This is a genomic window from Microbacterium sp. NPDC056569 (assembly GCF_042793475.1).
Lineage (GTDB): Bacteria > Actinomycetota > Actinomycetes > Actinomycetales > Microbacteriaceae > Microbacterium.
This window is the reverse complement of sequence record NZ_JBHTUV010000001.1, coordinates 307,781-320,346: the sequence shown is the minus strand read 5'-3', so window position 1 is coordinate 320,346 and position 12,566 is coordinate 307,781. Positions and strand designations below refer to the sequence as shown.

The following is a 12,566-nucleotide window of genomic DNA, read 5'->3' as shown; positions in this document are numbered from 1 at the left end:
GCGCATGTCCGACCGCATCTTCCGCCCGTCGAAGCAGGGCGGCATCAAGGACTCGCGCAGCTACACCGCGTTCCGCGTGGTGAACGCGACGCTGATCCTCGTCATCTGCTTCGTCACGCTGTATCCGTTCCTCAACGTCGTCGCCCAGGCGTTCAGCTCCGAGGCCTACATCAACTCGGGACAGGTCAACCTGATCCCGAAGGGCTTCAACGTGACGACCTTCGGCTACGTCATGGGAGACCCGCTCTTCTGGCGCAACTACGGCAACACCGTGGTGTACACCGTGGTGGCGACCGTGATCGCGATGGCGCTCACGACGACGTTCGCCTACGCCCTCTCGAAGAAGGACCTCAAGGGCCGTGCCGTCTTCATCGGTCTCGCGGTCTTCACCATGTTCTTCAACGGCGGCCTCATCCCGAACTACATCCTGATCAACACGCTCGGATTCAAGAACACCCTCTGGGCCATCGTGATCCCCAACGCGATCAGCGTGTTCAACCTCCTCGTGATGAAGTCCTTCTTCGAGAGCTTCCCCGAAGACCTCGAAGAGGCCGCCGCGATCGACGGCCTGACCACGTACGGCATCCTGTGGAAGATCGTGCTGCCGCTCAGCAAGGCCGTCATCGCGACGATGGTGCTCTTCTACGCCGTCTCGTTCTGGAACTCGTGGTTCGCGGCGTTCCTCTACATGGACAAAGCCGAGCTGTATCCGGTCACCGTCTATCTGAGGAATCTGCTCGCCGCCGCGACGGGGACGGAGAGTCTCGGCGCCGGCAGCAGCGGTGGCGAGGCGACCCAGGTCGCGTCCAACGTCAAGGCCGTCACGATGCTCCTCACGGTGCTGCCGATCGTCTGCCTCTACCCCTTCATCCAGAAGTACTTCGTGTCCGGCGTCATGCTCGGCTCCGTCAAGCAGTGACGTCGCCCCCCACCCCCAGAAAGGAAATCCCCATGACACAGCAAGTGACGCGGAGGGCGCGCCGAGGCGCCCTCATGGCGGTCGCCGTGCTCGCGGCCGGCGGCCTCGTGCTCAGCGGCTGCGGCGCCTCCGGCGACGGCGGCGGCGAGACCGAGGCGGGCGAGTTCGACTTCACCGGCAAGGACGTCGGCGCAATGGAGGACTACGGCGTCGGAGACACGTTCTCCGCGACCGAGCCCGTCGAGTTCGGCCTGTTCTATCGCGACCACCCGAACTACCCGCTCGACGAGAACTGGCTCATCCTCAGCGAGCTGGAGAAGAACCAGAACGTCACCTTCGACATCGTCAGCGCACCGCTGAGCGAATGGGACCAGCGCAAGTCGCTGGTCGTCGGCGCCGGCGACGCGCCCGACATCGTGTCGGTCACCTATCCCGGCCAGGAGGTGGCGTTCGTCGCGGGCGGCGCGATCCTTCCGGCGAGCGACTTCGTGCAGTACATGCCGAACTACATGGACAAGGTCGAGACGTGGGGCCTCGAGGCCGACCTCGACCAGCTGCGCCAGGAGGACGGCAAGTACTACCTCTTCCCGGGCTTCCGCGAGGAGCCGCGCCCCGAGTACACCTTCGCGGTCCGCTCCGACATCTGGGAGGAGCTCGGCCTCAACCTCGAGCCCGAGACCTTCGACGAGTTCCGCGACCAGCTGGAGACCGTCAAGGAGGCCTACCCCGACCTCTACCCGATGACCGACCGCTGGTCGGCGAACGGCCCCATCGAGGGCACGCTCGCGTTCGTGGCGCCGAACTTCGGCACGAGCGCCGGCTGGAACTTCGGCCAGGGCCTCACGTGGGACGGCGGGGAGTTCGTCTACACGGGCGCGACCGACGAGTACAGGGAGCTCCTCGAGTTCTACGCGTCGCTCGTCGAGGACGGGCTGCTCGATCCCGAGGCGCTGACCCAGGACGACGACCAGGCCAAGCAGAAGGTCGCGTCGGGCCAGGCGCTGTCGGTCGGCACCAACAACCAGGAGATCATCGGCTACCGCCAGACGCTCGAGGAGCTGGGCACCGACGGCGAGCTGTCGCTCATCCGCGTGCCGGCCGGTCCCGCGGGCGACAACTTCCAGGCCGGCCAGCGCCTGGTGAGCGGCTTCATGCTGTCGTCCGAGGTGCAGGAGTCCGAGAACTTCCTCGCGCTGCTGCAGTTCCTCGACTGGCTGTACTACTCCGACGAGGGGCTCGAGTTCGCCAAGTGGGGTGTCGAGGGTGACACCTACACGAAGGAGAGCGACGGCACCCGGGTGCTCGATCCGGGCATCACGGCGATGGGCATCAACCCCGGCGCGGCCGAGAACCTCCAGGCCGACTACGGCTTCTCCAACGGCGTGTGGATGCTGGTCCACGGCTCGTCGGTCGACCTCGACCGCTCGATGCTGCCGGAGGAGGCGCTCACCTTCGTCGAGGAGATGTCGACGAAGAAGATCCTCGAGCTCCCGCCGCCCGCCCCGCTGAGCGAGGTGGATCGCGAGCAGGTGTCGCTCTACCAGTCGGCCCTGAAGGACCACGTGTACCAGAACACCGCGGCCTTCATCCTGGGCCAGCGCTCGCTCGACGAGTGGGACGCGTACGTGGCCGAGCTCGAGGGCATGAACCTGACGCCCTATCTCGACATCGTCAACAGCGCGCAGGAGCGCTACGCCGAGACCAACGGCTGACGACGACGGATGCCGCGGCCCCGTGCCATCGATGGGCGCGGGGCCGCGGCATCCGTTCTGGAAACCCACTTCACCCCGACACACCCTGGAGATGCGCACGTGACACTGCCGGCCCTGGACAAGATCCCTTACGGCGGCGACTACAACCCCGAGCAGTGGGGCGACGCCGTGTGGGACGAGGACTACCGCGCCTTCGATCTCGCGCGCATCGACTTGCTGACCGTCGGCGTCTTCACGTGGTCGCTGACACAGCCCGACGAGGACACGTACGACCTGTCCACTCTCGAGCGCATCCTCGACCGTGCCCACGCCGACGGCCGGAAGGTGTGCCTGGCGACGGGGACCGCCGCCGTTCCGCCGTGGCTCGCGCACCGGTACCCCGAGGTCTGCCGCACCGACTTCGAGGGCCGGCGCCACGTCTTCGGCGTGCGCCACAACGCATGCGCGTCGTCGCCGGCCTACCGGCGGTTCTCGGCGGCCGTGGCCGCGCGCATCGCGGAGCGCTTCGCGGGGCACCCGGCCGTCGTCGCGTGGCACGTCAACAACGAGTACGGCGGTCAGTGCTACTGCGACCTGTGCGCGGCGGAGTTCCGCCTCTGGCTGCGCGACCGGCACGGGTCGCTCGACCGGCTCAACGAGGCATGGAACACCGACTTCTGGTCGCACCGCTTCACCGACTGGGAGCAGATCGTCCCGCCGAACATGCTCTCGGAGCACTGGCGCGGGCCGAACCACACTGCGTTCCAGGGCATCACGCTCGACTACCTGCGGTTCAACACCGACAACATCCTGCGGTCGTTCCGCGAGGAGAAGGACGCGATCCGCGCCTATTCCGATCTGCCGGTGACGACGAACATGATGGCGATCTACCGCCACCTCGACTACCACCGGTGGGCGCCGCACCTGGACTTCGTCTCGTGGGACAACTACCCGACGGACGGCTCGCCCGTCTCGCGCATGGCGCTGTCGCACGCGCTGATGCGCGGCCTCAAGGACGGGCAGCCGTTCTGGCTCATGGAGCAGACGCCGACCATGACCGCCACGCGCAACTACAACCCGGTGAAGCGTCCGGGGCAGATGCGGCTCTGGTCGTGGCAGGCTGTGGCGCACGGCTCGGACTCGGTGCTCTTCTTCCAGATGCGGCACAGCAGGGGAGCCTCCGAGAAGTATCACGGCGCGGTGCTCAACCACGCCGGGCGCACCGACACCCGCGCGTTCGCCGAGGTCGCCGCGCTGGGCGCCGAGCTCGAGAAGGTCGGCGACCGCCTGCTCGGCGGCCGCACGCCCGCTCGGGTGGCGCTCCTGTTCGACTGGGACTCGTGGTGGGCGCTGGAGATGTCGGACGGCTACAGCCGCGCGGTCGGCTACGAGGCGCAGCTCGTGTCGTACTACGAGGCGCTGTGGCAGGCCGGAGCACTCGTGGACGTCGTCGCCGCGACCGCCGACCTGTCGGGCTACGACGTCGTCTTCGCGCCGTTCCTCCACATGCTGAAGGGGGACGCCGCCTCCCGGCTGGAGGACGTCGCCCGTCGTGGCGGCACCGTGGTGACGACCGTCATGTCGGGCCGCGTCGACGAGAACGACAACGCCTTCCTCATGGACGTGCCCGGCCCCCTCGGCGCGCTGTGCGGCGTGCGGGTCGACGAGACCGACTCGCTCCCGCCCGATCAGCCGAACGAGGTGGCGCTGCTGCTTCCGGGTGAGCCCGAGCTGCGCGTGAGCGCGCACCACGTCTTCGATCTGGTGATCCCGCAGGGAGCGGAGCCCGTCGGCTTCTACACCACGGACTTCTACGACGGGACACCCGCCGTCACGCGTCATGAGGTGGGCGAGGGGAGCGCCTGGTACGTCGGCAGCGTCCTCGATCAGGAGGGCGTCGACTGGGTCGTGCGCCACGCGCTGGCCGAGCGCGGCTGCCTGGGCGCGTTCGCCGACGTGCGCGACCTCGAGCACACGAGCCGCGTGGTCGACGGCCGCCGGTACGAGTTCCTGCTGAACCACGGAGCCGACGCCGTCCAGGTGCGTGCGCCGTGGGACGGGGTCGATCTGCTCACCGGTCGCGCAGTCGCCGCGGGAGCGTCGCTCCCGGTGCCGGGGACCGGGGTGGTCGTCGTCGAGACCTCGAGCGGTGCGGCATCGTGAGCGACGCGCCGGCGGGCAGGATGGGTGACATGACGCGTGAGGCGGGGGCGCCCGATCCGCGCCGGGGCGTTCTCGGCCGGGCCACGGGTGCCGTGTACTGGTTCCTGCTCGTAGAGGCCTGCTTCCTGCTGGCCGCGGCGCCGGCGTTCGTCGGGATGCTGCTGCTCGAGCGCGATGCCAGCAACCTGCCGCTCTACGCCCTGTGCCTGGTGCCGGTCGGCCCGGCGTTCTCGGCCGCGATGTCGACGATCGCGTCCCGCTCGGACGACCTCACGGTGTGGCCGCGGTTCTGGAAGGCGTACGCCCGCGACCTCATCGATGTGCTGTGGGTCTGGGTGCCGGCGCTCGCGCTCGCCACCGTGCTCGGCGTCACCGTCGCGTACGGTGCAGCGGTCGGGGTGGACGGATTCTTCGTCGTCGCCGCGATCGCCTTCCTCGTGATCCTGGGGCTCTGGTCCGCGAACGCCCTCGTCATCGCGTCGTTCTTCTCGTTCCGCGCACGCGACGTCGCGCGCCTCGCGCTGTACTACCTCGCGGCGCGCCCGCTGGTCACGCTCGGCGCGTTCTCGTACCTGCTGATCGCCGCCGCGATCGTGACGTTCACGTCGGACTGGGTGCTCGCGCTCCTCGGCGTCTTCTTCGCCGCGTTCGCGGTGGTCAACGCGAAGGGGATGACCACAGACATCCGCTCGCGCTTCGTCACGCCCGAGGCCTGACGCCGGGGCCGGCGGCCGACCCGGCGTCTCGCACCGGCGCCCGCCCGCCGCCAACCGGTCAGTAGATCGTGCGGCCCTGCTCGTCGGGCACGCCCGACTTCCGCCAGAAGTACGTGTTGACCTGGTCGCGCCACTCGGTCGCCGAGCGCAGCTGCTCGGCGAACCGCTCGCGCCCGCGCTCCCATACGTCGGCCGGCACGAGGCCGTTCAGCCCGTCCCAGGCTCCCGCCATCTCAGCCGCGCGTTCGACGCCGGCGAAGTGGGTGTCGTAGATGTGCTGGATCACCGTCTTCCCGCTGCGCAGCCGATGCGTGTAGGGAACGTGGTGGAAGAACAGGATGACCTCGTCGGGGACGGTGTCGAGCGACTCGTACGTCGATCGCCACGGCTCGGGGTACTGTCCCGCGTACCCCGTGCCGGTCGCCACCGTGCGATCCACGCCGATCCCGTCGCGGTCCGCGAAGTGGTACGTGCCCCACTGCGAGTACTCGTAGCCGTCGACGTCGGGTCCGTAGTGACGGTTCAGGGGGCTCACCATGAAGCACACCCCGAGCGGCGCCGTGTACGACTCGTACGTCAGCCACGAATCGTCGAGGATCGATCGGATGCCGCTCCGCGCTGCGGCATCGGACCCGAAGGTGAGAGCGATCCACTCGTCGAGGATCGCTCCGGCGTCGAGGGTCGAGTCCCACGCGAGCCGCCCGTACGCGTAGAGGTTCGCCTGGGCGAGCGGGTGGCCGGTCCAGAAGCGGTCGTCGCCGACGTTCGCCACCGCGGCCACGCCCCCGCGCACGACCTCTGAGAGCGCCGGCCCGTCGCCGCCGCGCGGGCGCCACGACAGGATGCCGCTCCACTGCGTCCCGAGGTACACCGCGTGCTGCTGCTGGCCGGTGTACTCCTGGGTGACCTGCAGCTCGAGTGCCACGCGCGTGCGGGTCATCGCCGGGATCGTGGGCGACACGGGCTCGCGCGTCTGGAAGTCGAGCGGGCCGTACTTCACCTGGAGGATGACGTTGTCGTCGAAGCGGCCGTCCAGCGGCGTGAACGTGTCGTGGGCGGCCCGTGCCCGGTCGGTCTTGCGGTCGCGCCAGTCCTGCCGGTGGTTGTAGACGAAGGCGCGCCAGTGCACGAGTCCGCCGAAGGGCGCGAGGGCCCGTGCGAGCATGTTGGCGCCGTCGGCGTGGTCGCGGCCGTAGGCGTACGGACCCGGCTGCCCCTCCGAGTCGGCCTTCACGAGGAAGCCGCCGAAGTCGGGGATCCGGTCGTACACGCGCGCGGCCGCGATTCGCCACCACTCCTGCACCCCGGCGTCCAGCGGATCGGAGGTCTCGAGATCGCCGAGCGTGAGCGGCGACGCGAAGTTCACCGACAGGTGCGTGCGGATGCCCCACGGGCGGAAGATCGCGGCGAGCCTCTCGACCGAGCCGAGGTCGTCGGTGAGCAGCCGCGCCTCGCGGCGCCCGACGTTGACGTTGTTGACGGTGACGCGGTTGATGCCGATCGAAGCCAGCAGGCGCGCGTACCGCTCCACCCGCGTCAGGTCCTCGCGGAGTTCGCCGTCGTCGTAGAAAATCGATCCGCCGGCATACCCGCGCTCGACCTGCCCCATATGGGGGTGCACGGCGACGTTGTCCCAGTGATCGAGCATGCGCAGGCCGTGCTGCGGCACATGCCGGTCCGTGGTGTCGACGGCGCCGCTCGCGAGCGCGCGCACGAGCGCGAACCAGCCGTGCAGCGCGCCGTGCGGCCCCCCGTACGCCACGAGGGCGCGCTCACCCCGCACGGCGAGGACGAATCCCTCCTCGCCGAGGTCGTCAAGAGGCAGGGGTTCACTCCAGACAGCGGATGCCGCGACCGCCGGCACGACGATCACGTCGGCGTCGTCCGCGGGCACGGCGCCGGCCGCCTCGGCTTCGCGTCGCACGGTGTCGAGCAGCGCGCCCTCGCCGGTGATGCGGACGGTGAGGCCCTCGAGGCCGGCGAAGGCGGCAGGCGGCAGCCACATCGGGTGCTCTGCGGTCATGGTTCGTGGCTCCTCACCAGTCATGGACGGTCCCGTCGACGAGTCGCGCGGTCGGAAGGTAGGCGGGCTCGTACGGGAATCGCGCGGCCGCGTCGTCGTCGTACTCGACGCCCAGCCCCGGGGCGTCGCCGGGGTGCATCGCGCCGTCGTCCCAGCAGAAGCTCGTTCGGAACACCTCGTCGGTCAGGCGGTCGTGCGCCATGTGCTCCTGGATCCCGAAGTTGTGGATCGCGAGGTCGAGGTGCAGCGCCGCCGCCATGCCGACGGGCGAGATGTCGGTGGGGCCGTGGCTGCCGGACCTGATCTGGTACTGCCCGGCGAACTCGAAGATGCGCTTGAGGTGCGTGATGCCGCCCGAGTGCGTGACCGAGGCGCGGACGTAGTCGATCAGCTGCTCCTGGACGAGCGTGCGGAAGTCCCACACCGAGTTCAGCACCTCGCCGATCGCGAGGGGGGTCGTGCTGTGCTGCCGCACGATCCGCAGCGACTCCTGGTTCTCGACCGGCGTGACGTCCTCGAGCCAGAACAGGTCGTACGGCTCGAGGTCCTTCGCGAGCCGCGCCGCCTGGATGGGCGTCAGCCGGTGGTGGGCGTCGTGGAGCAGCATCACCTCGGGGCCGAACTCTGCCCTGGCCCACTCGAACATCGCCGGGAGGTGGCGCAGGTACCGGCTCGAGTCCCAGCCCTCCTCGACGTGCAGGCCGGCCCGCTTGGCGGGCTCGTACGTGTACCGGCCGCCGCTGGCACGCGCCGACGAGATGCCGTAGCCGCCGCCCATCCCGGGGATCGCGACCTGGAGCCGGATCGCCTTGTACCCCTCTTCGATCCGTGCGTGCACGGAGTCGGCGAGGTCGTCGAGGTCGGCGCCGGAGGCGTGCGCGTAGACGAGCGCGCCGGTGCGTGACGCGCCGCCGAGGAGCTGGTACACCGGGAGCCCGGTGAGCCTGCCCTTGATGTCCCACAGCGCCATGTCGACCGCCGCGATCGCGCTCATGGTGACCGGCCCGCGCCGCCAGTAGGCCGAGCGGTAGAGCAGCTGCCACGTGTCCTCGATGCGGTGGGCGTCGCGGCCGATGAGGAGCGGCGCCACGTGGTCGCGGAGGTACGACGCCACGGCGAGCTCCCGCCCGTTCAGCGTCGCGTCGCCGAGTCCGACGATCCCGTCGTCGGTCGTGAGCCGCAGCGTCACGAAGTTGCGGGAGGGACTTGCGACGAGCACTTCGGCGGAGCGGATGCGCACGCCCGTCATGCCGCGCTCCGGGGCGACGGGTAGCTCTCACGGGGGAGCCGGTAGGCGAGGTCGACGGCCGCCTCCACCGCCTCGTCGAGGCCCAGCCGGTGCTCGGCGACCAGGCGCGCGAGATAGCCGGCGTCGATGCGCCGTGCGAGGTCGTGCCGGGCGGGGATCGAGCAGAAGGCCCGGGTGTCATCGACGAACCCGCTCGTGTTCCGCAGGCCTGCGGTGTCGACGACCGCCTCGCGGAACCGCCGCATCGCATCGGGCGAGTCGAGGAACCACCACGGCGCTCCGAGGCGGAGCCCGGGGTAGACGCCCGCGAGCGGTGCCAGCTCGCGCGAGTACGTCGTCTCGTCGACGGTGAAGACGATGAGGTGGAAGCTCGGGTGGTGGCCGAACGCCTCGAGGAGCGGTCGCAGGGCGCGGCTGAACTCGGCCTGCACGGGGATGTCGTAGCCGAGATCGTGGCCGTGCCGGGCCGCGACGCCGCGGTCGTGGTCGCGGAGGACGCCCGGGTGCAGCTGCATCACGAGGCCGTCCTCGGCCGACATCTCGCCCATGCGGAAGAGCATGTTGGCCGTGAACGCGGTCGCTTCGGCGGCGCCGAGCTCGCCCCCGCGCGCCCGGTCGAACAACCGTCGCGCGTCGGCGAGATCGAGCGGGGTGGTGTCGGCGCTCAGGTGGCCGTGGTCGGTGGCACGGGCGCCCGCCGCGATGAACGCGCGGCGGCGGTCGCGCAGCGCGTCGAGGAAGCCGTCGTAGTCGTGGGCGTCGATTCCCGTCGTCTCGCTCAGCACGGCGAGCTGCCGGCTCCAGTCCGGCCGGGCGGGCTCGAGCAGCGGGTCGGGCCGGAACGTCGGGATCACGCGCTCGCCCCAGCCGTCGGCCGCGAGGCGCGCGTGCGAGGAGAGCGGCGAGGTCGCGGCATCCGTCGTCGCCATCACCTCGAGTCCGAAGCGCTCGAACAGCGCCCGCGGACGGTACTCCGGGCGTGCCAGGCGGTCGGCCAGGTGGTCGTACAGGTCATCGGCCGTCTCGGGCGAGGGCGGCGCGGGCGCCTCGAACACGTCGGCGAGGACGTGCTCGAGCCAGTACCTCGTAGGCGTGCCGCGGAACGCGGGCCAGCCCGCGCAGAACCGGCGCCAGATGACGCGGGCGTCGCGCTCGACGTCGCCGATGCCGGCACCGAGGTCGGCCGCCGACCGCACCCCGGCGTCGCGGACGGATCCGGGCGACGTCGACTGCGACACCAGCATGCGCACCAGGTAGTGGTCGGGGGTGATCAGCAGTGCCGACGGATCGGTGAACGGCGTGTCGTCGGCGAGCATGTCGACGTCGACATGGCCATGCATCGAGACGATCGGGAGCCGTTCCGTCGCATCGAGGATCCGGCGGGCGAGCGGGCGTACCGCAGGATCGGCGGGGAGGGCCCGATCCCGATGCAGCGACCAGCCGTCGGAGACCCCGGATACGGCGTGTGTCATCGATGCACTCCTTTGTGTGTAAACGTTATTACTCTAGTGTTCATCACGATTTTCCGGCGCCGCTCGGCGAGAATGGGTCCGGTTCCGACATGGGGGGACGCGCTATGGTGACCGTCCACGACGTCGCGGCGCGCTCCGGCGTTTCGATCGCGACCGTCTCGCGCACGCTGCGCGAACCGCACAGGGTCTCCGACGACACGCGAGACCGCGTGCTCGCCGCTGTCGACGAGCTCGGATACCGGCCCAACCGCGCCGCCAGCAGCCTGCGCCGCGGACGCACCGGCGTCGTCGCCCTGGTCGTGCCCGACATCGAGAACCCCTACTTCGCGTCGATGACCAAGGGCGCGCAGGTGGTGTGCCGCGAACGGGGCTATGGGCTCGTCGTCGTCGACACGACCGAGCGCGCCGACGTCGAGGACGAGGAGGTCCGGGCGCTGCGGTCGCAGATCGACGGCCTGATCCTCGCCTCGTCGCGCCTGACGGACGACCGGCTGGCCGAGGTGGCCGAGTCGACGACATGCGTCCTCATCAACCGCGACCTCGGCGCTCGCGCGCCCGCGACGCCCACCGTGACCATCGACGAGGACGCCGCGGCGCGCCAGGCGATCGAGCACCTCTACGGGCTGGGCCATCGCCGCGTGACGTATGTCGGCGGCCCGGCGCGGTCGTGGTCGCAGGCGCGGCGTGCGCACGGCATCGCGACAGCGGCCGCGCGCTGCGAAGGACTGGAGCTCGTGGCGCTCGCCGACGGAGTTCCCACGTCCGACGGCGGACGCGCGGTCGCGGCCGAGGTGCTGGCGACGGGGGCGACCGGCGTCATCGCCTACAACGACTTCGTCGCGCTCGGCCTGCTCGCGCAGTGGACCGAGGCCGGCGTCCGGGTGCCCGACCAGGTGAGCCTCGTCGGCTTCGACGACACCTACATCACCGGCCTCGTGACCCCGCCGCTCACCAGTGTCGGGGCCGACCTCCGCGAGCTCGGCGACGCGGCCGTCGGGCTGCTGATCGACCGCATCGACGGCGCCGAGTCGGCGCCGGAGTCGATCCATCGGTCGGTTCATCCGACGCTTGCGGTGCGGTCCTCGACCGCCGCGCCGCGCGGCTGAGCGCTGGGCGGCTCGGCCGCGCCCTCTCCGCGCGCCTGCGCGACCGCCGCGCTCTCGCGCGCCTGCGCGACGGCCTCGTCGATGCGGCGCTGCACGTCGGCGCGGGAGCGCCGACGCAGCCGGATCGCGAGCACGACGGCCGCCGCCACGAGCATCAGCAGGGCGAGCTGCGACCACGGCACCATCCACACGGTGAAGGAGGATGTCGAGGACTCGGGTGCGACGACGTCGTCTTCGCCCACGACGAGGGGGTCGACGGTGATCTCGCCGAGGGCGACGAACAGCGGCCACACCTCGAGGCGCACGGCGGACGCGGTCGTCTGCCCCGGCAGCACCTCGCGGGTCTGGGACGAGGCGTCGGCGGGCGCGAGCCCGAGGGGGCCCGTCACCGTCGTGCGGGTCTCGGCGCCGAGGCGCACGTTGCCGGAGTTCGCGAGCCGGTGCTCGATCCGCAGGATGCCCGGTGCGAAGGGATTCCACGACGGCTCGTACATCGTCGACACGGACGTCGGCCCAATGGCCGCCACGACCTCGCCGTCGACACGCAGGTGCGCGCGGACGCCGACGCGATTGGCCATCTGGACGGGGCCGTCTGCCTCCGGCACGAACTGCGCGACGACGCCGGCCGGATGGTCGCCGGGGGTGGCGTCGGTGGGCACCGCGATGGTCAGCGGGATGGTGAGGGACGAGTCGGGCTGCACCTCGACGGTGAGGACTCCGCCGTCCGTCGATCCGTTCTCCACGGCGCCGACGGTGATCCAGGAGCCGCTGTCGACGGGCGTCTCGCCAGGCGGCAGCAGGTCGAAGTCGCCGCTCGCGCTGACGAGGCCGTCGCTCGCGTAGACGTCGAACCTCGCCGGATGAGGGCTGAAGTTCGTGAGGGTCACGAAGTCGTCGACGCTCTGGCCGGCGCCGATGACGTGCCGCAGCGAGACGCGGGAGTCAGGGCCCTCGGCGGTGGCGGGAGTGAGCGACCAGGTGGTCTCGGGCGCGGTTTCGTCCGCGTGCGCGGGCGCGGCCGATGCCGCGAGCAGGGCCGCCGCGACGGTGGCGACGACGGCGCGGGAAAGCGGATGGGGGACATTCATCGCGTGTTCCTCTGTCGAAGGGGTGCGGCCGGCCGGGTGCCCCCGGCCGGCCGCGGGGGTGGGGCGCCCGCTCACTCCTCGGGGGACATGGGGATCGCGAGGGTGCCCGTGTAGGTTCCGGGTGCGGTGTGCACCCGCA

Annotated in this window: 9 protein-coding genes; 5 read left to right on the top strand and 4 right to left on the bottom strand. The window is 70.6% G+C overall.

Annotated elements, in window-relative coordinates; all coding sequences use genetic code 11:
• Positions 1–4: 4 nt before the first annotated feature.
• The 4 genes from ACFQ7C_RS01265 to ACFQ7C_RS01250 all read left to right on the top strand — a co-directional run bounded on the left by ACFQ7C_RS01265 (position 5) and on the right by ACFQ7C_RS01250 (position 5,489).
• Entirely contained in the window at positions 5–919 is a 915-nt protein-coding gene (locus ACFQ7C_RS01265; protein ID WP_378896849.1) for a carbohydrate ABC transporter permease, read from the top strand.
• Positions 920–951: 32 nt separating this feature from the next.
• The gene (locus ACFQ7C_RS01260; protein ID WP_378896846.1) at positions 952–2,631 is read left to right on the top strand and encodes an extracellular solute-binding protein; all 1,680 of its coding nucleotides are present in this window, start codon (positions 952–954) and stop codon (positions 2,629–2,631) included.
• A 99-nt stretch (positions 2,632–2,730) separates the two neighbouring features.
• A complete protein-coding gene (locus tag ACFQ7C_RS01255; RefSeq protein ID WP_378896844.1) occupies positions 2,731–4,773 on the top strand; it encodes a beta-galactosidase in 2,043 nt (680 codons plus the stop codon).
• Between the two features lie 29 nt (positions 4,774–4,802).
• A complete protein-coding gene (locus ACFQ7C_RS01250; RefSeq protein WP_378896842.1) occupies positions 4,803–5,489 on the top strand; it encodes a glycosyltransferase in 687 nt (228 codons plus the stop codon).
• A 58-nt stretch (positions 5,490–5,547) separates the two neighbouring features.
• Here ACFQ7C_RS01250 and ACFQ7C_RS01245 read toward each other — a convergent pair whose 3' ends face one another.
• Genes ACFQ7C_RS01245 through uxaC form a run of 3 tightly spaced genes read right to left on the bottom strand, consistent with a single transcriptional unit; the run spans position 5,548 to position 10,233 of the window.
• Positions 5,548–7,512, bottom strand: coding sequence for an alpha-glucuronidase (locus ACFQ7C_RS01245; RefSeq protein ID WP_378896840.1), 1,965 nt, complete (start codon positions 7,510–7,512; stop codon positions 5,548–5,550).
• 13 nt (positions 7,513–7,525) lie between these two features.
• Positions 7,526–8,752, bottom strand: a complete 1,227-nt coding sequence (gene manD / locus ACFQ7C_RS01240) for a D-mannonate dehydratase ManD (protein ID WP_378897389.1) — start codon at positions 8,750–8,752, stop codon at positions 7,526–7,528.
• Positions 8,753–8,757: 5 nt separating this feature from the next.
• The gene (gene uxaC / locus ACFQ7C_RS01235; RefSeq protein ID WP_378896838.1) at positions 8,758–10,233 is read right to left on the bottom strand and encodes a glucuronate isomerase; all 1,476 of its coding nucleotides are present in this window, start codon (positions 10,231–10,233) and stop codon (positions 8,758–8,760) included.
• Between the two features lie 89 nt (positions 10,234–10,322).
• On the opposite strand from uxaC, the gene ACFQ7C_RS01230 reads away from it, so the two are divergent.
• Positions 10,323–11,339 (top strand): LacI family DNA-binding transcriptional regulator, encoded by a 1,017-nt coding sequence (locus tag ACFQ7C_RS01230; protein WP_378896835.1) that lies wholly within the window; start codon positions 10,323–10,325, stop codon positions 11,337–11,339.
• Here the strand turns inward: ACFQ7C_RS01230 and ACFQ7C_RS01225 are convergent.
• A complete protein-coding gene (locus ACFQ7C_RS01225) occupies positions 11,291–12,427 on the bottom strand; it encodes a hypothetical protein (RefSeq protein ID WP_378896833.1) in 1,137 nt (378 codons plus the stop codon). The two genes, ACFQ7C_RS01230 and ACFQ7C_RS01225, sit on opposite strands and share 49 nt — an antisense overlap.
• Between the last annotated feature and the right edge of the window lie 139 nt (positions 12,428–12,566).